Source organism: Bacteroides faecis, assembly GCF_020091505.1.
GTDB classification, from domain to species: domain Bacteria; phylum Bacteroidota; class Bacteroidia; order Bacteroidales; family Bacteroidaceae; genus Bacteroides; species Bacteroides faecis.
Genome location: NZ_CP081916.1, coordinates 2,264,635 through 2,288,621, shown reverse-complemented (window position 1 = coordinate 2,288,621; position 23,987 = coordinate 2,264,635). Strand labels below are relative to the sequence as shown.

The following is a 23,987-nucleotide window of genomic DNA, read 5'->3' as shown; positions in this document are numbered from 1 at the left end:
CATATATAAAAAAGGTGCCGACTATTAGCCGGCACCACAATACACCAATTCAAACCTTTACTAACTTATCTAAAACCAATATTATATCTTTCTCAGAATAATCTTTCTTACTACTGGTTTGTTGATTTCGTAAATCTTGGAAACCAGAACATCCATCTCTTGTTCACGTGCATCACGAATCTCTTTAAACATCATCTTTGAATAAAGATCTCGACGTCCCTTCAACCACATGTTCTTCTCTACATTTTCATCCATCACTTCAATAGCCTTTCTGTCATTAGCAAACAATAAACCTTTTTGTTGGAAGAAACCAAACTGGCACCACGCATATTCTCTAAATGTTCTTTCAAGTTCCCAACGGTACTCATTGAGATGCATGATAGCTAATGCCTGCTGGTATTGTGGAGTTTTAGATTCTGCAGCCAAGTTTATACCCTTTGCCAAATCAGCAGCATCCCAGGTTCCTATTTCCTGATTGTCAATCAACAGTTTATATTGCCCCTTCAAACCGGTAACTTTCAGCAATTCTGTGTTCATTTCTTCCATAAAAGGAACTTCTTTTATAACTTCTGCCTGACTCTTCTTAGATCCCCAACCACGTGCAATAGTATCCAAAGGATAAGGCAATGCCTCTGCCAGATAATCAAAACTAATATCTTTGCCTATCTTCTTTATATTCGAGATGGTACAACCTTCTGCCTTCACTGCTTGTTTCTTATTCGCATTGATTTCCATGTTGGCCACATCTTTACCAGCAAAACCTTGTGCTTTCAGGAAAAGATAAGCCATCACCATATGACCGTCATTGTCCGGATGGATACGATCGTTACCACAAAGAGTAAAACTAGGATCTTTTTGTTGAAGTTCCTGATTTATAGCTACCATAGGTGCATTCCAATCTGTGAATTCCCAACCATTTCTTGCAGCAGATTCTCTTTGATATTCTATGATTCTCTTAATAGTCTCATTTTTTTTCTTAAAGACCGTATTGTCCTTTATTTGCGCAGTTTCGTCATAAGGAGAAGTTCCCGTCATTACAATACGAGTATGTGGCAACTCCTTGAAGCGTTTTTCCATCTGCTGGAAGTTTTTGATGCTTTCCTGATACTTCTGTTCACCAAATTCTTTCGCATTATCACCATTATATTCATAATAACCGGAATCATTCATACCGAAAGTTACCATCAATACAGTAGGATTTTTGCTAAAAATGTCGCCATCCAAACGTTTATTCATATCATACGCTGTATCACCTCCGATACCTCCATTGAATATGCGAATAGGCATATTCGGGAAACGGGTCATGTAATACAACCAGATAAATGAATGGTAACGACCACCATCCGTAATACTATTTCCTAAAAACACAGCTCTGTCACCTTCCTTAAAAGGTTTCACAGTCTGAGCAAACGCAGTAGTATACGCCATGCAAACTGCTGCAACTAATACTAAAAACTTTTTCATTTTATCAATCTATATTTTACAAATACTGTTAATCTACTATGAGGGATAATTTAATAGTATAAACTAAAAATTTTATCACCATCTACTTTCTTTTTATTTTAAATTCTTCATTTTAAAATAAGAAAACTCTGCCGGTACATCCTTATCTCCATAATGTAGTAATCCCGGACGCTGCACTCTATCCCAACGAATCAAGGATTTACCCTTGAAAGGGGTATTCTGCACAGATTGCCATGTTTTTCCATCCAGACTTTTATAAAAGTGGAATATACACCCCTGTTCAACTTCCAATTTCAAATATATCTCTTTACTTGCAAAAGCTGAATCATAAAGTACTGACTCAATATCGTCTTTCACCACTTTCAAAATAAGTTTATCTCCTTCAATTCCCCAAGCAATCAGGTTTTTATCATCGCCATACAAGGTCAATCCTTTCAGTCCTTTGCCTGTGTTTATTACTTTCGTCTCACAGCTATACTGTGGAGATTGAGGACGTAAACATAATGCTGTACCATATTTATTGTTATTCTTTGGAGTACCGGATAAAAATAACTTTCCTTTCTTTAGCACAGCGTGTATATCTGAATAAGGATAATTCCACGTCCAATCAACTTTCAATTGATTCCCCTTAAAATTATCTTCAAAATCCGAAAGAGGCTCTTGCTTTGTACCGACAAAAGGTACAGGCTGTTCAGCTATAGCCAAATTCCCAGTCTGGAAACGCACCCAATGATCATCCGTCATTTCCATTTCTTGCAAAATCGGTTGACGCCCGATAAAGAAACCATCTCCCTTCAAATAAGCGTGACACATATAAAACATACGACCATCAGATGTTCTCACCACAGTACCATGACCACATGATTTATAATCTCCTTCTCCGCCATGAAGAATGGGGTTTCCAGAATATTTTTCATAAGGTCCACCATAATTCCTTGCACGTGCTACATATACATCATAGTCACTAGAAGGACCACAACATCCATGGGCAGCGTATACTATATAATAGTAGTCGCCTTTTTTAAAATGGTACTGTCCTTCCATACCGATTCCCTTTTCATCTACTAAAAGAGTAAAAGGTTCACCATCCAAATGCAAACCATCAGCGGACAGTTTACATCCTAACAATTCTATCGGACGCGTATCCAAACCATAAGCTTTCCAACTGATATACAATTGCCCGTTATCATCATAAATAAATGCATCGATAGCTTCCTTTCCATACTCTACAATCGGACCATGATCGGTAAATTCATGTAAAGGAGAATCAGACGTAGCTACTCCAATATATGATATTCCAGTACTTTTTTGGCGGGCGGTATAATAACAATAAACTTTATTATTATGATAAAACAATTCTGGTGCCCAAAATGAATTAGAAGTCCAGGACGGTTGCTTGGTAAAAACATGCCCTACCTGTTTCCAGTTTACCAGATCCTTGGAGGTAAACATTGGATAAAAAGGTGCCCATTCCGAAGAGGTACCCGTAGCATAATATGTATCTTCAACCCGAATGACGGAAGGATCGGGTACATCTCCCCGAATAACAGGATTTGTGAAGTAGTTGTGTTCTTGTGCCACCATTTGCAATACAAAACAAATACCAAACAAAAAGAGTCCTATCTTTTTCATTGCATTTTATTTCTTAAAAGAATCATACACAGCAACTGCTACACGTGAATCTGCACAACCATAATATAAGTACCATTTCTGATTATGGAATACTAAACCTTCTATAAATACTGTTCCCGCGGGATATTGTCCGCTCTTCTCAAAATCTGATTCCGGAATATAGAATGGTTTATCCAATTGGTCAATCAATTTAGTCGGATCTTTAGCATCAAATAATGCTTGCCCGGCACAATAAGAATTAGCAGTATACAATGTATCCCCCTCTGCACCTGACTTATTCTTACCATTATAAAGCAATAAAATACCTTTATCAGTCATGATTGCAGGTGGACCACACTCTGTCAGGTCACTATCAAATTTACCTTCACGAGGAGTAATTACTTTCAGAAAGTCTCCTTTTTCATCAAGCATTGGTTCCCAATTAATCAAATCCGTGGAAGTAGCTACGTTTACAAATTTTTCTCCCCAATACATCCAATATTTTCCATCAATTTTAGCAATCACTTGTTTGCCATCTACCAATTTTGTGACAATAGAAGCTGATTTGGAAAATTCATCAAAAAAACGTCCGCCATATGCTTTTGCAAAAGCCGGACCATATTTTTCCCATATCTGAAGATCACGAGAAGTAGCTACGGCAAGACGGGCCTGCTTACGATTCCATTGTGTATAAAGCATTACATAAAGGCCATCCTCTGTCACAGCAACTCGCGGATCTTCACACCCCCCTGGCCATTCCAATTCTTTCTGGTTATCATCTGCCGGATAAAATACAGGAACAGTCATCCGGTTAAAATGCAAACCATCATCAGAATAAGCATACCCTAAGCGAGAAGTGCGTGAACCAATTCCTACCGCCGAATTATCTTCTGCCCGGTAAAGCACAACCACTTTACCATCATAAATTGTAGCAGCCGGATTAAAAGTATCACTAGATTCCCATGCTACCGAATCCTGTCTCATTGGGCAATAAAAAACAGTAGTGGTATCAGGAGAAACAATTGGGTTAATACCTTCCGGGCGTTGAAAATCCGCCCATGCCCAATCGGGAAATTCAGATGTTTGCTTCTTCTCTCCACAGGAAGTAATCACTGCTGCAACCATCAATAAATAAGCTATATGTTGAAATTTTCTTTTCATGATTGTTCTTTATAATAGTTCATTAATTAAGGAAAAGATGGTGGAACAACCTTTGCTCCCCACTTCATATCCGGTTTACCCGAAGTACTGTATTCGATAGTAGCTCCGCTGTTGAGTTGATCCCAGTCTATCCATGTACTTTCATGTGATTTTCCGTTTAGCTTCATGGATTTGATATAGATGTCCTTTTCTGAACCTCCCTTTATCACAATATCACCTTTTTTCAAATGCACCTTAACAGATGAAAAGATTGGAGTATTTATCGTAAATCCCCCCACGCCCGGAATCTCCGGATAAAGCCCGATACAAGCAAACACATACCAAGCCCCCATTGTACCCAGATCGTCATTTCCCGGAAGACCGTCTATCTTACTTGAATATTGCTCATTCAACACACGATTAATGATTTCTTGTGTTTTGTATGGACGACCAATCCAATTATATATCCAAGGTATGTGGAAACTCGGCTCATTGCCGGAAGCAAACCATGCATCGTTATATCCGGCATCCAGGCGCGTAAAGAATTCATCCAACCGTTTCTCGGCTTTTTCCTTACCACCTATTATTTCTACCAAACCGACAATATCATAAGGCACCATCCAAAAATAATTCTTATAAGTAGATTCACGGAAGTCTTCACCAAGAGATTTCCATGATCCGTCCGGATTACGTGATTGTAGCCAACCTGTGTCCGGATTATACAAATTCTTCCATGAACGGGCAAAATGGAAATAACGCCAACTGGCAAATTCATCTCCCACTGCATGCAATGCAAACTGTCCGATAGCAAAATCTGCTGAGGTATACTCCAATTGAATAGATGCATTATAATAACCCTTATCCAAATATTGCTTCAATCCCGGGCGAGTCTCCACATCTTGCGACTTAGAACCCGGTTCCTCCGCCCCTTTTCTCATAATCTTGAAGATAGGTTTCGGATCATAGTTACGAGCTCCGAAAGCATAAGCATTAGCAATCAGAATAGGAGTCGGATCTCCCTGCATTACCCCTGTTTCAATATTAGCCATCACCCAACGAGGAAAAGAACCACCGGACTGTTCTGCAAATAATTGATGGGAAATAACAATATCGGAAGCTACCTCCGGATCAAGCATGGATAATAATTGAATCTGTGTACGATATGTATCCCAATTACTAAAAGAAGTATAATGTTTAGAACGTGACTTATGCACTCTGAAATCCGCTCCCATATATTCCCCATTTACATCGCTACAAACATTCGGGTGAATAAATGAACGATATAAATGTGTATAGAATTGGGTCGTACGATCGGGATTGGTACCCTCCACTTCAATCATACCCAAATAATGATTCCATTTTGCCTCCGCTTGATTCTGTATCTTTTGGAAATCCCATTCTGTATTTTCGGCTTTCAAATTTTCACGTGCATTCTCTACTGAAACATAAGAAACTCCAATCTTATATTGAATATTCTTCTTTTTGTTTACATCGAAAGTAAAGTATACACCAGAATACTCTCCTTCCGCAAAAGTTGTATTTGGCATCAATTCTTCTCTTTTCCATGTACCGGTTTCTAAAGCATCGGTATCAAACTCTGCAACAAAATAGACTTTATACGGAGTACGAAGTCCACAGAAATTTCCTCCTTCTGCATAACCTTCACACTTATTCGGGGCAGTAATAACAATAGCAGCCTGTTCAATAGGAGTTGCAGAAATACCTCCACCGATGATTATTGTACCATATTGTTGATCTGCCGGATATTCATAGCTAGCCATCCCCGTTCGCTCGGTCACTGTCAGTTTTGCTTTGATATCCTCTTGCACCATAGCCTCATAATAACCGGCATGTCCTTTTTCTTCAGATATATTTATACGATAGTTAAGGATATTATCTGGAGACATTTTCAGTTTTCCTTTCACTGGAAAAGTAGGAAAATTTCCCATATGCTCACAACCACCACCACTCAACTGATTGATGACAAACCCCGACCTTTTAGAGAAATAAGATGGAGTAAATTGCACCATTCCGTAAGGATAAGTTGCTCCCGGATAGAGATATCCGGAAGTCAGTCCGGTACCTTTTGTTCCAATCAATGTATTGACTTGGCAAGCATAATCATCAGCCACAGCTTGTGTTGCAACCATTCCTCCTAAAATAAGAGAGAACAATAAACTAAATAAGAATTTATATTTCATTCCGGATGTTCTTTAGTAGAGTCTATTTCGAATAAGAAACAGGAATACCACTAATAGTATCCTATTTCGTTATTCGAATAAAATCTATCGTATTATTGAACTTTATTCTTTGATTCTTTATTCTTTAGACAAAGAGAAAGGAGCAGCATACTTCGAAGTACATCTTTCTTTATTAGGTTGGCTTCCCATTTCAAATTTTAAGACTCCTCCTTCTGCTATATCATCATAATGGATATAGTTTTTATCTAAAAGTCTGCCATTCAAAGTAGCTGATTGTATATACAAATTTTCTTTACTATTTTCCGGTGCTTCAATCACAAACTTATTGCCATTTTCCATGGTTATGGTAGCCTTCTTAAATAATGGGCTGCCAATCACATATTCATCTGTACCCGGACAAACAGCATATATACCCAATGAACTCAGAATATACCATGAAGACATACCGCCTTGGTCTTCATCACCCGGATAACCTTTCTCTGTTGAGTTATATAATCTTTCAACAATCTGACGTACCCAATATTGAGTTTTCCACGGCTGACCTGCATAGCAATACAAATAAGGCATGTGTTGAATCGGCTGATTTCCGTGTGCATATTGTCCCATATTAGCTAGCTCCATTTCTTTCATTTCATGAATAATCCCGCCATAAGTACCTGGTTTAATTACATTAGGAATAGTAAATACAGAATCTATTTTAGTAGTAAACTTCTCATCACTTCCAAACAAATCAATCAAACCTTGTACATCATGGAACACTGACCATGTATAATGCCATGCATTTCCTTCACAGAAAGGTCCACCCCATTCTAGTGGATCGAATGGTTCCTGCCATTTACCATCAACACCCTTTCCACGCATAAATCCGATAGACTTATCAAAGACATTTTTATAGTTGAACATCTGACGGGCAAATACTTCCTGGTAATGTTTATTTCCAACCATTTTAGCAAGTTGATATCCGCAGAAATCATCATATGCATATTCCATTGTTTGTGCACTAGAACCCATTGATTCAGGATAAGGGACATATCCTAACTGGAAATATTCTTTCCAGAATCCACGTCCGTTAGCACCACCCCAAGGACCTTTATTCATTGCCTCATGCGCATAAGCCTCCAGCGCTTTTTCAGGATCAAAATCACGAATCCCTTTTGCCCATGCATCTGCCAGCAGTGAAATAGAATGATTACCTAACATTCCTCCTGTTTCACCCGGGGAAGACCATGAAGGTAACCAACCGCATTGTTCCTGTGCTGCCAGAAGAGCATTCATATAACGTCCCTGCATTGTTGGATGCAAAATGTTTGTCAAAGGAAATTGAGAACGGAATGTATCCCAAAATCCATTATCAGTATACATGTAACCATCATAAATCTTACCATTATATGGGCTATAATAATACGGTTCACCATTTTCTTTGCGTTCGTAGAATTTACGAGAGAATAAGTTAGCACGGAAAAGACAAGAGTAGAAAGTCTTCATCTGTTCGTCCGTACATCCTTCAACTACAATTCTATTCAGTACTTCATTCCAAGTCTTCTGACCACGTGCTTTCGTTACTTCCAGATTCTTATCTTTACCGAGTTCTTTATTTAAAGTTATCAGAGCCTGCTCTGCACTTATGTATGAGGAAGCTGCTTTAGCCTGAACCTTCGAGCCTTTTTTAAATTTAATAAATGCACCATATCCTTTACCTGATCCATCTAATTTCTGTGGAAACACTTCATCCTTTTGGTTTTCCCATACGCCGTAATCTTCGAAAGATTTATCAAATTGAACAACAAAATAGTTACGGAATGATTTTGAATCGTTCACAAAACGTTGATTATTTACCCAACCGGAGATTTGTCTCTTAGCCGGATCAATTTTGATTTCACTCATATCCGTATATCCGTCAAGTACCAAATAAGCATCTCCTGTAGTAGGATAGGAAAAACGTAAATGTACACCACGGGTAGTCGGAGCCATTTCAGTAGTAATGCCATTATCGAATGTTACTTTATAATAATGAGGTTTAGCTATCTCATTATCGTGACTAAACTTAGTAGCACGGGCATCTTGATTTACAACCAACTCCCCTACCATCGGCATGAAAGAATATACAGCATAATCACTCACCCAAGGACTACATTGATGTGATTGGCTAAAAGCACGAATCTTATCAACAGCATACATATACTTAAATCCATCCCCATTTTTACCTGTTTGCGCAGACCACATATGCATACCATAAGGCATACCTGTAGTAGGATAAGTATTACCGTAGCTCAAACCAAAATTAGAATCGGTACCTTGTAACGTATTCACATACTGTACCAGATCTTTTAGCTGAGCATTCATCACAGTCGAATACAAAAAGAAGATAATTAAATAAACTAGTTTCTTCATGGTTTATTATTGAATTTATTAATTAAATAAAGACTTACTATTTATTGACATAAGTAATACCTTTCCAATCATCAGTACGGAAAGGAGACATTGGCAGATCCGCACCGTTATACATATTGCATATCGGATAATCAGCCCATGCATAACGTACTGCAACCGGGAGGGTAACTTCAGGTGAGGAAACAACAACTGTATTTCCTTCGATCACAGCATCTGCCCAATGAAATTTATGGTCTACACCAGCAATGGTAAATCCTTTCGGCATTTCGCCATTCGCCGTCTTCAGACCACCATCAATATGATCAAAGAAGATACGAATTTTATTTCCTTCAATCTTATAAGATTTATATATCGGACCGGAATAAGGAATCTTCTCGCCATAAGTCTGCGCCCGGGCCGCTAATGCCAAGCGTCTACCCACTTCTTGCTTGTTCTTCGGATGAATATCAAACTCCTCACCTATATCAATTGCCACAGCCATACCTGTATTTTGCAAATGTAAAGTCCGAGTTTGAGCTTCTCTCAATTCCGCCCAAGTAGATTCAACAGGAGCTGTTTGTTTCGCTGTAAAACTAGCTAACTGCACCATATAGAAAGGGAAATCATATCCCCAGCGATTTCTCCAATCAGTAATCATCAACGGCATTAAATCACGATACTGAAAAGCCTCTCCCGCATTTGATTCTCCCTGATACCAGATGGCTCCTTTGATAGCATAGGGAATCAGTGGATTAAGCATAGCATTAAATAAGAAAGTAGGAGAATTTGGATTCCATGACATATCAACAGGCATTGGTGCAACCTCTCTCATATCTAAAGAAACCTGATATTTCCAATTACCAGCCAACTGGATAGCTTCTGTATCGGAAAGATGAAGTGAAATACTTTCAGGACTTCCATTGATACCACCAGTACCACCAGTATCCATTACACGTACAGCAATCACCGCTTTTCCCTTCTTCACAAGTTCTTTCGGAATCTTATAGCTTCTAGGTGCCATCCATCCTTCTGTATGTCCTATCTGTATACCATTGAAATAAGTAAAATCATTATCATCAATAACACCTAAATTCAAGATCAAGTCTTTTCCTGCCCAACCAGCCGGGATATCAATTGTTTTCCTAAACCAAACAAGCCCACTAAATCCTGGTAAATCTTGTTCTTGCATCAAACCTGGAACTTTCATAGATTTCCATGCCGCATCGTTAAAATCAGGAGCTGCCCATATAGCCTCCCCATTAACACACCCCTTGTCAATTCTTTCAACTTCAGATTTCCAAGTCTCAACATCTTCTTCAAACTTTTTCTTGCGTCCTTCCTGAGATGCAGGCAAACCGACCAATGCTTCGAGTCTTTTCTTCATACTCGGTATAGTGGCTAACGCCTCGTTACTGGTCCATGTTTCTATGATTGTTCCTCCCCAAGATGTATCAATCAACCCGATTGGCACATTACGGTATTTATTTAAATCACGTCCAAAGAAGTAACCTGCTGCAGAAAAGTCCGCTACACTCTTTGATGTACACACTTGCCAACCATTCTCTTTTGCTGTAATATTCTCAACAGGTGTAGGACTCATCGCATTTTCTACCAGTAAGAAACGAATATTAGGATAATTATTTGCCTCTTCTTTCTCCTGTTCATAGTTCTTCACCTTGCCCCAACCTTCTACCTGCATTTCCATGTTGGATTGTCCGGAACATATCCAGACTTCACCAATCATTACATTAGAAAGTTTCACCTTTTTACCATCAGAAATTGTAATATTATAAGGGCCACCCGCTACTGGGGTAGCAACTTTCGTACTCCATTTTCCTTGTTCATCAGCTTGAATAGTATATTTCTTCTGATCCCATGAAGTCGTAATTTCTACTTTCTTATTAGGCTTAGACTCGCCCCAGATAGGGGCTTGCGTTTGTTGCTGCAACACCATATTATCCGAAAATATCGGAAGCAATTTCACTTGTGCAGAGAGTGTAGCACTCCCTAATAGAAAGAATAGAGAGATTGCAAGATTCTTATTCATATTAACTACTTTTTTATAGTATACAATGTTTCAATTTATTTTATGACGAACAAATATACAATAACCACTAAACTTACTCCTTAAAAAAGTAAAAAGAGAATAATGTTTTTATAGCAAACATTATTCTCTTTTTATCTAAGCTCTACTTATTTACTAGAAGCCCAACTGAACTCCAAAGTTTATAACACGCTGATTCATATAAGCATCACCTGCTGTATTGGTCTTAATTTCAGGGTCTTGCTGATATTTATCATAACCGGTAAAAGTCAGTAAGTTATAAGCATTTACATAAAAACGGACATTGTCTAAGAACTTAGGTAATGCTGTCTTGGGAAGTTGATAACCCAAGTCAACAGTCTTCAAACGAATATACCATGCATTAATCAGCCAAAAATCCGAATTATAAGCAGAAGCACTGTTTATTGTACCATCTTGCATTGTCAAACGTGGGAACTCAATACTTTCTCCATTTTCATAACGTTCCTGTGTCCAACGCTTTTGGTGAAGTGGCTGGAACTGACTCTTACCAGACTCAATCCCTGTTCCATTGATAGCAAAACTATAATCAAACGATCCTTGGAATAATACACTGATACTAAACCCTTTCCAACTTCCTCCAATCGTCCATCCCAATGTTGTAGTAGGTAAGTTCGGTTTACCAATAGCACGTTTATCAAAATCATTGATAGTACCATCACCATTCAAATCTGCATACTTTAAGTCACCTGCCTGCACAGCAATATCAGGTTTAGCCGGAGCGTCCGCAGCACCAGAATTAATCTTTTCAATATCTTCCGGTGTATAATAGCCAATCCAATGATAACCAAAAGGCTGCCCAATCTGTCTACCCGTTTCTCTCAACCATTCATATTTCTGTTGAGCCTCAGCTTTATAATCGACTCGATTTTTAGCATAACCAAATACAAAATTGGTATTAAAGTTGAAGTTACCAAAACGGTCTTGATAACCAATCTGTCCATCAAAACCTTTATTGGTAGTTTCTGCTACATTTTCAGGAGACAAGCCGATACCTAATATGTCCGGAATATCATTTCTAGTAACTAGCTGATCATAACGTTTATCTATAAACCAGTCGAAAGTCAAGGAGAATTTATCAAACAAATTCATATCTACACCAACATTAAACTTTCTCGCTTTCTCCCACGTTACATTTAAATTTCCTAAATCACCTTCTTTAATGCCACTAACACCAAAGTTGTTACCTTCACCAAAAGCATAAGAATCACCTGTTTTATATACCTGCCGATACAGATAACGATCGCCGCTTGCTACATCTGACCCTACAAGACCATAAGAAGTTCTAAACTTCAATAACTGCACATTCCTTCCCAACCAGTCTACATTCTTGAAAAAGTCTTCTTGAGAGATAGCATAACCTATAGCCAATGCTGGAAAGAATCCGAAATTGTTATCTTTACCAAAACGATCGGTCCCATTATATGCCATGTTCAAATCTACCAAATATTTATTTTTATATTTATAGCCTAGCTGCATCGTATAACCTTCGAAATTATTGGGAACAGCTGCATCCTTTTCATTTGTTGTACTCTGACGATTGTACAAAAACATAACATTTACATCATGTGCATTATTGAAAACATGGGCATATTTCAAAGATGCTTTGATATTCAAATCTTTGATAGCTTTATCTGTACTGTTATATACAAAATACTGCTCATAATCATAGACTCCATTCGGATTGATATTATACAAACCTGTTGTAGAATCGTAATGATAAGTCGGATATCGTGTACGCATCACTGCACGATAATTTTCATCACTACTGGAATATGCCAATTGAAAATCAGCTGCAAGCCCTGGCGTTAAGAAGTCCATCTTCCATGTTGCACCATACAAAATATTATTATCATTACGTCTAGTACGTTTATATCCTTCATTTGCCAACCGTGCGTTCAATGTCGGTTTTCTATCTTGCGTATCATATAAATAAGCAAATGAACCATCCGGATTCAAAAGTGGAGCCGAATAAGGGTGCATCTTAGAGAAATCATAAAGCTCACCTGTTACATTCATATTGTACGGTTCATTGATATCCATGAAGCGCGAAGAAACATCTAAACGCATATTGAAGTTATCAGTCACATCAAAATCAAGATTAGTGCGATAGTTGAAACGACGATAGGAATAATTAGGATTCACACCATCACCAGAATTCCCCCCAAAGTCTTTTACCAAGCCATTCTGAGTAAAATATCCCGCAGAAACAAAATATCTCAATTTCTTAGAACCACCTGAGACATCAACATTTATGTTCTCCTGAAATGCCATTTTCTTAAAAATCTCATCATACCAATTGACATCAGGATGCCCATAAGGATCAGTATGATCTCTGAAAGCGATCATATCGTCTTCAGTATACGGGAAATCAGACAAAGTACCATCATTCGTATGTGCTTCCTTTACTAATTGTAAAGATTCGTAAGCGTTCAGAAATTTAGGCGTACGAACTGGGGTTTGCATACCTGTTTCCAAACGTACATTAATTTTCGGTTTACCTTGCTCCCCACGACGTGTTTTTACTACTAATACACCATTAGCACCTTTGATACCATAGATGGCCGTAGTAGAAGCATCCTTCAATATTGATATACTTTCAATTTCGTTGACATTAATTTGAGACAACTGTTCATAAGTATACTGCATGTCATCCACCATAATCAACGGTTTGTTACCATCATTATTCAAAGAACTGACACCGCGGATAAAGAAGTCGGAAGCATCTTTACCAGGTTGCCCAGACTGTTGCTGACTAAAAAAACCCGGCAGCTTTCCTGTCAAAGCATTCTGTACACTACTAGTTGGAACATTACGAATCTCACGTGCCTGTATTCCACTAACTGCACCTGTCAACGTTATACGCTTAGCCTTACCATAACCAACGACAACGACTTCATCCAAATTTGTTTGATCAGGAGCCAATTCTACATTCAGCATTTGCTGACTATTTACTTTAATGCTTTGTTTCTTAAAACCGATATAAGAAAACTCCAATACAGCACCTTTGTTTACATTTAATTGGAAATTACCGTCAATATCGGTAATTGTACCCACTGTTGTACCTTGTATTTTTACATTTACCCCCGGCAACAACTCACCGTCGGCTGAAGAGACAATTCCCTTCAAAACGAACGATTGACCGAACGCCGACATAAAAAGGCTTATACATACTAATATTAATAATAGTCTTTTCATAATATTACCACTTCGGATTTTGAATCATGTTATCATTCTTAACTACCTCATTATATGGGATCGGATATAAATAGCGTTTCACATCAAACGTCGTACTTAGGACATCCACTTCATTGAAACTCGTAGTATTTCCTTTTACCCTAATCTCCAAACCTTCCAAAGGATTCTTAAATATCTCTTCAGCAATTCTCCATCTGCGAATATCCCAATATCGTTGTTCTTCAAATGCCATTTCAATACGCCGTTCGTTTTGAATCACTTCACGCATCTCTGCCTGTGTCATATTTTTCTTAAGCCCATAAGGAGATTCATCATTACCTGCTTCAATACCAGCACGTGCCCGTAATGCAATGATAGCATCGTACACATCCTGAGAAGGAGAAGAAAGGTACTCATTCATTGCCTCTGCATAATTCAACAACATCTCTGCATAACGAAACATAACCCAAAGATGTATCTTATTCCCATATTGAGACTCTTCACCGAATTTACCCATAAACTTACACATATAATAACCCGTCTTAGAATATTCAGCAGAGTTAGATGGATTATTAACTCCTCCGATTGAAATATCAAGCGTATTATTCAACCAAGATGACCCATGATGCAGTATTGTATAATCCAAACGCGGATCACGGTTTTCATATGGATTACTCTGATTAAGAGTATATTTACTACCTTGTCCAGCAAACATACCATCCTTCATAGGGAAAGCGTCTACCAAATTTTGAGTTGGAAGCGTACGTCCTTTACCTAAATTGTCACCAGAAAATCCTAAAGGCCCATTATTGCTTTCTATAGACTTATCTTCACCCCCCGGACGATAAAAGATGACTTCAGGATTATTAGTCTTATTATAAAAACCTAAAAAGACGTCACGAAAATCCCGATTATCGCCATCAGATGTAGACTGTGTTAAACCATATGCCCCATTACCATTCGGACCGTACTCATCAATAAATGTCTTGGCAGCTTTAGCCGCATCATTCCAACGCTCTCTATCATAAGAAGCATAGCCTATCAATTCATTACCAATCTCAATAGGACGTTCATTAAATAAAGGACTCGCTGCATATAATAGCACTCGAGACTTTAAAGCTAGACAAGCCTCACGAGTAGGAGTATGTGCATATTGTTCAAAATCAGGCATTGGATTGGTACGCAAATCATCTTTAATATCATCTAATTCATCACAAATATACTGTACACATTGCTCAAAAGTATTTCTTGGGATCTCCATATCATCACCCAATATATGTACATCATCCCCCATCAAAGGAACACCACCATAGCGTTTCACTAATTCGAAATAGAAATAAGCTCTCAAGAAACGCGCTTCTGCTTTCATTGTAACATTCAATGGTTTTGTTTCTCCCTTTGCGTTCTTATAAGTCAGCATAAAAGGGACAACATCAATATGATTAATTAGAATGTTTGCCTTACGGATTCCTGAATAATACTCTTTCCATCGCATGTCCGATTCAACACGTGTACTCGCAGTATACCGTCCCATTGCCAACTTATAAACATCCGGGTCAGAAACATTTATAGATATAGCATCATCAGACGCAGCATCTAAATAATCACTTCCTACACGATTGTGCCCGTTTTGCAACGTAGCATAAATATTATTCATAAACTTTACCGCATTCGTACCAAGAGAATCGGTTTTTGAAAATACAAAATCAATTGATACCAGTTCAACTGGCTCTGGTTCATACCCATCGGTACAGGATACAGCTGTAAACAACAATCCAGCTCCGATTAGCGTCAAATATTTATTTCGTATCATAGATATCATAGTATATTAGAATTTAACATTAATACCTGTGCTGATGCAACGTTGTAGCGGATAGTTACCGAAGCTAACTTCGGGGTCAACGAGTTCATTAGCAGCTTTTGTGAATAAGTTTTGTCCACTTACGAAAACCTTCACACGTGCTCCACCTAAATAATTACGACAGAATGAATCAGGTAAGTTATATCCTAAACTAACATTTTTCAACCGAATATAATTACCGGAACGTAACCAAAAAGAAGACCCCCAGCCATTACCTTGATTATACTTATTACCACCAGCACTCAACCTCGGGAAAGTTGCTGTAGCAGCAGTTTCTGGAGTCCATCGATCTAACATGTTTTCATATGCCTGTCCATAAACTTGTCCTTGAGTTTGAAAACCTTCCAATAAATTCCAATCACTCATTAAAACATCTTTATTGTACACTCCTTGCCAAAACATTGAGAATTCTAATCCACGCCATTCGAAACCTAAATCAATACCAAAATAAGAGAGTGGTTTATCGCCACCAATCATTACCTTATCAAAGTCATTGATAACTCCATCGTTATTCTGATCTTTGTACTTGATATCACCAGGCTGAATATTGTTAAATCCTTCAATTACAGGACTCTTTGTAATTTCGTCTTGAGAAGTGAAAAAACCTTCTGCCACCAAACCGAAGATTGCCCCTTTGGGCTTACCTGTAGTACGCAGATATTCATAAGGCACTTTTTGTTCGTCTTTATATAACACTTTACTTTGCTCACAACTCCAGTTAGCAGATGCATAATAATTAAAATCGCCAACGTGATCTTGATAGGTAATTGAGAATTCACCTCCATACCAACGTTCTTTAGCAATATTTTCATCTGGATAATTCTGGCCAATTAGTTCGATACTTTTTCCACGAGCCTGCAACAAGTCATAATATTTATCATTAAAATAATCAGCAGTTACCTGTAATTTATTGTTAAACAAAGCTATATCTACACCAATATTCAGTTTATTACCTTTTTCCCACGTTTGATATAAATTCGCCAGTTTATCTTTTTCTGTAAAACTTCCTGAACTTTGTCCTAAATTAGTCCCCAACCGATAATCATCACCTCCTGAGGAATAAGTCTGATAATACGTATAGTACCCAGCATTGTTCATACCATTACCTGTTTTACCATACACACCGCGTATCTTTAGTTGATTCAGCCACTCACAGTTTTCCATAAAATTCTCTTTGCTGATATCCCATCCTAAACCGAAAGCATAAAAGGTTCCCCACCTTCTGCCTGGAGCATAACGATTGTAATAACTTTCACTTAATGCTACCTGTGCAAAATATCGCCCCGCATAATCATAAGAGACATCACCTATAATATTTGATGGATATTCAGGAAGATCCCAGTTAGTAAGAGTATTTCGCGTATCTCCTAGAACACTGGCCTTAAATTTGTGCTTACCAAATTGACGTTCATAATCAACAGCAAGTTGACCATACATCTGCCGATAGGTAGACACAGAACTAAATGAATTTGATTGCGTTTTCTTTTCTCCATACCGAGTATAAACGTCATTGCCATCCTTATCAATAGTATAATCAAAAACTTCAGAAGTTTTTGTTCGTTTCGTAGTCGAACGATTCTGAGAAGTTACACTACCTACCATACGAACAGACAAGCCTTTAACTAACTTGCCAAAATCATAGCGCAAATTAATAGCTCCCAATACATCCCGAGCCCCATCTGTTATATAACCAGAGTTAATAGTCTGCGATAGCAAATTATTATTGAACGACTGACTACCTCCCCATGATCCATCCGGATTTGTCACAGGATATGCATTACTTGGAGTAGAATAAATTGAACTGAGAATATCATCATACCCATTTCCAGTCCCTCCTGGTTGGGTACCTTCTTCTATACGTCCCATCAAAGTAACTTTTGCAATCAAATCATCAGTTATATTGATGTTCACTTTAGAAGAAATCATATAACGATCAAATGTCATATTTGTATCGTGAGCATCTCCACCTGGATTTTTAAATAATCCATTTTCACCTACATAGCCTACACTAATAAAATATTGTGCGTACTTGTTACCACCTGTAGCATTCAAATTATAAGACTGAGTAGTCGAATTTTTGTTCATCAGTTCATCACACCAATTCACACTTGGATGTGTATACGGGCTGGAATGATCACGAAACTTAATAAAGTCATCATAAGAATAAAAGGGATTTTTACCATCATTCAGCAACGCCTCATTCAATAAATAAGCATATTGAGAAGTAGACAGCGGATTTAGTTTTTTCACAGAACTCTGCACACCAAACCGTCCAGTAAACGATAACTGAAATCCCTGTTTGATAGGATCTTTAGTAGTAATTACTAATGCACCACGAGAACTGCGCATCCCCAAAAACATAGATGACAAAGCATCCTTCTGAATTGATACCGATTCAATAGCATCAGGATCGATAGAATACAATTCTCTTTGCACACCATCCACTACCACCACCGGTGCATTGTGGCGTGATAGAACATTAAATTCCGTATTATCACTATATGCCTCTTTACCCAATGTAGGGCTATTAAAGTTAAAGATGGTTCCAGAAGAACTGGATTCAATTTGACTCTTACGTGCACCACGAGTACGTACAATATCTAATCCTAGTAAACGCCCTTGTAATGAAGGAAGAATAGTAGTTCCCATCAATGAACTAACCTGATCTGTATAAACCGTAGCAGCTGAACCTAAATAGCTTGCTTTATCTTTCGTATCATAAGGTCCATTTATTACATCTGGAAATTTCACGAACTCTTCTGTCAACGTTACTTTAAAAATACGTTCCAGATTTCTTAGCTTGTTCACCTTAATCTCCTTATGTAAAAAACCTGGATGAGAAAAACGAAGCATATCGCCCTTCTTATACTGAAATTCAAAAGCTCCATCATCACCTGTCACAGTCTTAAAATCAGTATTCTTCATCGTGATTACAACACCCGAGACAGGATTGCCATATTGATCGATTACCTTACCTGTAATATTAGCCGTTCCTCCTGCTTCTTGAGCCACCGCATTCAAATGTCCCAAGCCAAATAGTAGCCACATTACAAACCATGTGAAACAGTACCGACTATTTCTTTTATTCAAAATATTACGCATATAATCTTTTTTAAGGTTAAACTCTATTCACATTGAAACTCAAATACGAAAGGCTCTTTTATTCCTTCTTCTACCTCTTCTCCTTCATTATCTCTACTGTCATCTGACTGGGAAATAGATACTGTTCCATCTTCATTTGTGAAAATATACTCTATACGAGAAATTGTTTCACCGTCCGGAATGTTAAAAAATCCACCAGGCCAAAGAGTTACATTATATCTTGGCAATTTCGTTTCTCTTTTCATCAGTGTTTTCGCACTCTTTTCATTGACTGTATATATCTTTCCTTCTATCGTATAAGCAGTAGCTTCTATATACACATTCTCAGCTTTTATCAATTCATTGGTATTAATATCCCCTTGAAAAGTGAATGTTACATAATCATCTTGTAAAGCAGACAAAGGTTCAATTTGATAATAGTGCGTAGAACAAAAATCAATCACAGTACCTGATCCTTCTACCACTTCAAAGCAATCATCAGCATCCTTAACAGAATAATGAGCCTCGTCTCCTCCAATCCCATCACTAGAGTGATTGATAAAAAAACTTGGTCGGAATTTTAAGTTACTTTTTCCTGAATTACACTTAATTGTTACTGTATAATGTATTGTTCCATTTACACTAGAATAGTTATCTGATTTAAATGCAATCCATTCCATATCGTTCAAGACATTGCCTCGTACACCATATTTTTTTTTCAATGCCGCTGACCAACTCATACCTTTATAATTTGCAGGCTGTTCAGTATCCGGAATTACTGTCATTTTGTGATCCACTTCCGTTTCATACCTATCTTCTCTGTATGTCACAGTTGCATTCTGACGTACATTCCAACTTCTTGGAGCCAAGAATCCAACAATAAACGTTTCATTGCTTGCATCACCATCGATGTTTATTTCTCCACTAAACGTAAAAGTTGCAATTTCACCAGCCTTAATATAGGCAACCATCTCTCCAGCCTCGTTCTCTTGTCTAACATTTACCTCCTTAATCAAAAAGGAACATCCAAAGACTATTAAGGAAAGTACCAACAAAAAAGAGATTTTTATTCTATGTTTTTTAAAATAATATTTCATAAGCTTTTCTTTTTAAATCATTCTTCTATTTTTTCAAAAGAATAAACATAAGAGTTGCTCGAGCATCCCGGACTAATTGTAAGGGTTATATGGCGTTTCCCTTGTACAATCGGGTAAGTGATTTCAGTTATTGCTTCTCTTTCAGCACCTTCCTCCTGAAAAGTTAAGAAAAAAGGATATGTCAAATTATCAATTCTCCATGTACCATTTTTCTTTACTAAAAAAGGGAGATAGTTTTCAATATTATATGTATTATCTTTATTCATAATCAGACGAAACTGACTAAAGTCCATCACTTCAGATATATCCGTTCCATTGCGTATAACAGTTTTTAATTGCCACTTCCCATCTAACTGCTTTGGTACTTCCATATAAGAATCAGGAGTTATTTCATCTTTAAATGTATTGCAAGCACTCACAATACCTAATAAGACGAAAAGTAAAACCGTAGTTTGTATTTTAAATCTCATATTTCTTATTTTTAATATAACAATCATTCCTATTCATAATAAGGATTCTGCAACAAATCCGGTGATTTCACAGTCTCTTTATAAGGTATTGGATAAAAATACATCGCTTTACGGAAGGTATGCTGACGAGTATCAATGATTCTTCCTGTCTTCTGCTCACCATTTCTTGTGATTTCAAAACCATGCATCATCCTATTATCTGTATCTTCAGCAATCATCCAACGACGTACATCAAAGAAACGATGTCCTTCAAACGCTAAATCCAACCGACGTTCCAACCGGATAGCTTCTGTCATATCAGCCTGACTCATATTATTTTCAATTCCATATGTTCCATCCTCGCCAGGCTCTATGCCAGCACACTCACGTATCTTTCTCAATACAATATACGGGCTAATTTCTTGATCTCCTAGTACATCTTTATGATCAGGTCCATAATATTCATTAGCAGCTTCTGCATAATTCAGCAAAATTTCAGTATAACGCATCAATGGTCGTGCTTGCGAACCTCCATAAAGCATTTGATTTGCCATTGAACCAAATTTCAAGAATTTATGTGTATAATACCCTGTCGGAGTCCCTCGATAGATAGCGTCCTGTTGTGTTCCCACAGATATATTAATTTCAGTATCCTGCATATTACTCTTCATTATGCATCCATCATAAGTAACAGTGAACATGAAACGAGGGTCACGTTTGTTAGCAGGATTCGTAGGGTCATAATCTGGACTATCCTTAGTCGGTGTGCCATCTGCCATTGGGAAAAGTTCAGCCAAATCATGATAAACATACCCTCCAATACCATTTCCTCCTGTACTAGGAGGAGCAAACCATCGGTTTGTATCTATACTAGCTCCTGCTTTCTTTTCAAAGATTGTACCGCAATAAACCTCCGTTCCCACTTTTCCATAATAATCAGCAGGTAACAACTGTGCATAATATCCCCATCCCGGATAAGCCTCATTATTCTCATCTTCATTACGGATGTACAAATCATACTGCTTCATCTTTATCACATCAAGGGCAGCATCTACAGCTATCTTCCAACGCTCCTTATCATAAGTAGTATACCCTAACAATTCTTTCGGAAAATCAGTAGGCGCAAAATCACTACCGTTGAATAATTTGCTAGCAGCGTACAAACGTACACGTGAAATTAAGGCTTTACAAGCTCCTCGGGTTACACGTCCAAATTTGTTTCCACTTCTTTCAACTGGCAATGTTTCTGCAGCTTTATTAGCTTCATCCACAATATACTCAACGCAATCCGCATAAGAGTTACGCTCCTTGATTGCTTCTTCTACAGTTTCATAAACATCATCACCAATTAAAACCACACCACCATAATGTCTTAATAGCATTGCATAATACCAAGCACGCAAAAAGCGTGCTTCTGCTTTATACTCTTCCTTTGCCGCTTCAGCCATTCGGGATCCATCTGCATATTTAAAAAACACATTTACTCGACGAATATTTCGATATGCAATTCTCCAAACATCGTCCTCAGAAATAGTAACAGGATTGACTGTTCCAGTAGCGAACATTACATCTGTCGTAAGCCCGGTACTAGCTTTATACGCAGCTTCATCACAACTAGTCTGCAATCCTCCATGATCATTATACTGATCTTTATACCGATTATGTTGGATATCAAAACCAATATCCACATAAATCTGGTTTAAGAAATCTGCCGTATAAGTACTATCAGCGAATACGGTTGCCTGATCTAAGTCCGTGGTTTCTGTCTCACCCAGAAAATCATCTGAGCAAGACGAAAAAAGCCACACACCTACAATAGATAGGAATAAATAAAATAAGCTTTTCATATACATAGAAATAGCGGTTAATAAATTTAGTTGATAAACTCTAAAAACGGTAATATTCATTATTATTAGTTCTTTTTAATATGTGTACTACTTTGTTGTTATTTATATAATAACGATTTAAAAACGATATACCACTAAAACAATTACATGTTTTTTATTAATAAATTTACTTGTATGCAGGAAAGCTCAGAACATATTAAAAAAGAAAGCCATTTCTCCCTTTTATGAAGAAACGACTTTCTAAATCAATTTACCAAGATGAGTCCGTCAGTAGCTATCACTCATCTTCATCATATATACTTTCCCAATTGAAAACACGATAGAAATAAGGGCGGCAAAAGTCAGCACTACCCGGAAAATCAAAATTATCTCCAACAGTATCAGCATCAGTATTAGTAGAAAATACTAATTCACCTTCTCGTGCAAGTTCTAAATGCAGATTTACTCTTAGTAAATCTTTATAATACTGATTACCTATCTTATCTACAGAATAAGGTACATTAAATAAAATCTTTTGATTAGTAAAAGGTCCATAAGGTGTTTCACTACGATATAGATAAACAGAATGACCATAAGATTTGGCCTGTCCTACCATATAATAGTAATCTCCTTTTCTAAAGATCTGTGGCATACTACATACATAATTATTTTCCATTATAGTAGAGCGAGTCCTCTCCTCTTTCGTCGGATACATCTTTTGCCATATAAAGTTACCATTTAAATCACGTATGTAATACTCCCACTCTGAAGCCAAGTCATGAGTAGTGGTACGAGCTACTAATGGTCGATTATTCTCTGTTACGTAAAGATAAATATGCCCATCTTCATCTTTCCACATAGTAGAACCATAGCCAACATCATCTATATTAAATTCTTCATTTTTACTAATTATTTTAAGATAAGTACTATTACCGGGCTGTCCTTCCAAACTATAAACAGCTAGACAAGTACCAGTTCGAGTCATTTTCTCCTCATTATATTTCCCCCATAACATTTGAAGTTCTTCAACCCCATTATTATCAAATACCGTAGCGCCACCTATTTGATAAAAATACTCTTCATCTGTTTCTCCCATAATAGTCTCATCTGGAGCTATGTGTGCATACGCTTGATAATAGCCTTCTCCATCTGGATCATTAGTCTGCACATAATCAACCAACCATCTTAGGTCATCATCCGTTTCTCCGAGACTACCACTAACAGTCGTTTGGACCATAATACTATTATGTGGGAAATTACAATTCCCCCTTGCTCTTGTTTCAGCATCTACAACTCCATAATAGCTATCATTAAAAGCCCAAAAAACATTTCCATCAGACAATAATGTAGATTGCACACCAATTCCACCATTCCATCCCAATGTACGGGTAAATAGCTTATCATACTTTTTGTCTTTATAAACAAAAACCTCACCACTATGCTGACCCACATTAGGAATTAGCTGCAATTCCCATGCCGAATCCATATTTGGAGGAGTAATCGTTACATCACTATCCACTATTTCTTCATATGCAGTTTGCGCTGCATCATAATCGTTGCATGCAACTAATACCAGTCCTGCAACGAAAGTTGTACATAGAGCACTATATATATTTCTTGTTTTCAT

The 23,987-nt window shown here is 37.5% G+C and carries 13 protein-coding genes; all 13 read right to left on the bottom strand.

The genetic code is table 11. The features are described from left to right. Positions 1–81 precede the first annotated feature (81 nt). The 13 genes from K6V30_RS08910 to K6V30_RS08850 all read right to left on the bottom strand — a co-directional run bounded on the left by K6V30_RS08910 (position 82) and on the right by K6V30_RS08850 (position 23,987). On the bottom strand, positions 82–1,464 hold the full coding sequence (locus K6V30_RS08910) for an SGNH/GDSL hydrolase family protein (protein WP_055268594.1): 1,383 nt from the start codon (positions 1,462–1,464) through the stop codon (positions 82–84). Positions 1,465–1,557: 93 nt separating this feature from the next. After that, positions 1,558–3,096, bottom strand: a complete 1,539-nt coding sequence (locus K6V30_RS08905) for a family 43 glycosylhydrolase (RefSeq protein ID WP_055268593.1) — start codon at positions 3,094–3,096, stop codon at positions 1,558–1,560. Positions 3,097–3,102: 6 nt separating this feature from the next. Then, on the bottom strand, positions 3,103–4,236 hold the full coding sequence (locus K6V30_RS08900) for a glycoside hydrolase family 130 protein (protein ID WP_010536683.1): 1,134 nt from the start codon (positions 4,234–4,236) through the stop codon (positions 3,103–3,105). Positions 4,237–4,262: 26 nt separating this feature from the next. Then, complete coding sequence (locus tag K6V30_RS08895; RefSeq protein WP_055268592.1) at positions 4,263–6,416, bottom strand: GH92 family glycosyl hydrolase; 2,154 nt, start codon at positions 6,414–6,416, stop codon at positions 4,263–4,265. A 117-nt stretch (positions 6,417–6,533) separates the two neighbouring features. Beyond that, entirely contained in the window at positions 6,534–8,807 is a 2,274-nt protein-coding gene (locus K6V30_RS08890; RefSeq protein ID WP_055268591.1) for a GH92 family glycosyl hydrolase, read from the bottom strand. A 37-nt stretch (positions 8,808–8,844) separates the two neighbouring features. After that, complete coding sequence (locus tag K6V30_RS08885; protein WP_055268590.1) at positions 8,845–10,833, bottom strand: sialate O-acetylesterase; 1,989 nt, start codon at positions 10,831–10,833, stop codon at positions 8,845–8,847. A gap of 153 nt (positions 10,834–10,986) precedes the next feature. Beyond that, entirely contained in the window at positions 10,987–14,067 is a 3,081-nt protein-coding gene (locus tag K6V30_RS08880) for a SusC/RagA family TonB-linked outer membrane protein (protein WP_055268589.1), read from the bottom strand. A 4-nt stretch (positions 14,068–14,071) separates the two neighbouring features. Next, positions 14,072–15,868 carry a RagB/SusD family nutrient uptake outer membrane protein gene (locus tag K6V30_RS08875; RefSeq protein WP_022301539.1) on the bottom strand — a complete coding sequence of 599 codons (1,797 nt, stop codon included), beginning with the start codon at positions 15,866–15,868 and terminating at the stop codon, positions 14,072–14,074. 6 nt (positions 15,869–15,874) lie between these two features. Then, positions 15,875–19,009, bottom strand: coding sequence for a SusC/RagA family TonB-linked outer membrane protein (locus K6V30_RS08870; protein WP_055268588.1), 3,135 nt, complete (start codon positions 19,007–19,009; stop codon positions 15,875–15,877). A gap of 23 nt (positions 19,010–19,032) precedes the next feature. Beyond that, positions 19,033–20,085, bottom strand: coding sequence for a DUF4961 domain-containing protein (locus K6V30_RS08865; RefSeq protein ID WP_010536677.1), 1,053 nt, complete (start codon positions 20,083–20,085; stop codon positions 19,033–19,035). Positions 20,086–20,102: 17 nt separating this feature from the next. Next, the gene (locus K6V30_RS08860) at positions 20,103–20,555 is read right to left on the bottom strand and encodes a DUF5004 domain-containing protein (RefSeq protein WP_010536676.1); all 453 of its coding nucleotides are present in this window, start codon (positions 20,553–20,555) and stop codon (positions 20,103–20,105) included. 29 nt (positions 20,556–20,584) lie between these two features. Then, complete coding sequence (locus K6V30_RS08855; RefSeq protein ID WP_055268587.1) at positions 20,585–22,441, bottom strand: RagB/SusD family nutrient uptake outer membrane protein; 1,857 nt, start codon at positions 22,439–22,441, stop codon at positions 20,585–20,587. Between the two features lie 217 nt (positions 22,442–22,658). Beyond that, positions 22,659–23,987 (bottom strand): DUF5005 domain-containing protein, encoded by a 1,329-nt coding sequence (locus K6V30_RS08850; protein ID WP_010536674.1) that lies wholly within the window; start codon positions 23,985–23,987, stop codon positions 22,659–22,661.

Excerpts from the sequence above, each read along its gene's own strand:
- K6V30_RS08855 (WP_055268587.1), bottom strand. The coding sequence starts at position 22,441 with ATGAATATTACCGTTTTTAGAGTTTATCAACTAAATTTATTAACCGCT.
- K6V30_RS08850 (WP_010536674.1), bottom strand. The coding sequence starts at position 23,987 with ATGAAAACAAGAAATATATATAGTGCTCTATGTACAACTTTCGTTGCA.
- K6V30_RS08905 (WP_055268593.1), bottom strand. The coding sequence starts at position 3,096 with ATGAAAAAGATAGGACTCTTTTTGTTTGGTATTTGTTTTGTATTGCAA.
- K6V30_RS08860 (WP_010536676.1), bottom strand. The coding sequence starts at position 20,555 with ATGAGATTTAAAATACAAACTACGGTTTTACTTTTCGTCTTATTAGGT.
- K6V30_RS08880 (WP_055268589.1), bottom strand. The coding sequence starts at position 14,067 with ATGAAAAGACTATTATTAATATTAGTATGTATAAGCCTTTTTATGTCG.
- K6V30_RS08885 (WP_055268590.1), bottom strand. The coding sequence starts at position 10,833 with ATGAATAAGAATCTTGCAATCTCTCTATTCTTTCTATTAGGGAGTGCT.
- K6V30_RS08870 (WP_055268588.1), bottom strand. The coding sequence starts at position 19,009 with ATGCGTAATATTTTGAATAAAAGAAATAGTCGGTACTGTTTCACATGG.
- K6V30_RS08890 (WP_055268591.1), bottom strand. The coding sequence starts at position 8,807 with ATGAAGAAACTAGTTTATTTAATTATCTTCTTTTTGTATTCGACTGTG.
- K6V30_RS08865 (WP_010536677.1), bottom strand. The coding sequence starts at position 20,085 with ATGAAATATTATTTTAAAAAACATAGAATAAAAATCTCTTTTTTGTTG.
- K6V30_RS08900 (WP_010536683.1), bottom strand. The coding sequence starts at position 4,236 with ATGAAAAGAAAATTTCAACATATAGCTTATTTATTGATGGTTGCAGCA.
- K6V30_RS08895 (WP_055268592.1), bottom strand. The coding sequence starts at position 6,416 with ATGAAATATAAATTCTTATTTAGTTTATTGTTCTCTCTTATTTTAGGA.
- K6V30_RS08910 (WP_055268594.1), bottom strand. The coding sequence starts at position 1,464 with ATGAAAAAGTTTTTAGTATTAGTTGCAGCAGTTTGCATGGCGTATACT.
- K6V30_RS08875 (WP_022301539.1), bottom strand. The coding sequence starts at position 15,868 with ATGATATCTATGATACGAAATAAATATTTGACGCTAATCGGAGCTGGA.